The sequence below is a fragment of the Dellaglioa sp. CoH-55-MRSF-6 genome, from assembly GCF_056782215.1.
Genome location: NZ_JBXAYJ010000057.1, coordinates 1 through 255 on the forward strand (window position 1 = coordinate 1; position 255 = coordinate 255).

The following is a 255-nucleotide window of genomic DNA, read 5'->3' on the forward strand; positions in this document are numbered from 1 at the left end:
CCCTCATCCTCGCGATCCTCCTCGGTGTCACCATCGGCATCGTGACCGCCCTGCGGCAGTACAGCGGACTCGACAACGTCGTCACGTTCCTCAGCTTCTTCCTGTACTCCCTCCCGGCGTTCCTCGTGGCCGTGCTCCTCAAGGAGTTCGTGGCCATCGGCTTCAACGACTTCCTGGCGAACCCGACGATCCCCTGGTGGATCGCGGTGCTGATCGGGTTGGTGGCCGGACTCATCTGGCAGTCCCTCATCGGCG

At 63.9% G+C, this 255-nt stretch carries 1 pseudogene; it reads left to right on the forward strand.

Annotated elements, in window-relative coordinates:
* Nucleotides 1–255 (forward strand): annotated as a pseudogene (locus AC1RPK_RS07775) (hypothetical protein); the annotation flags it as partial.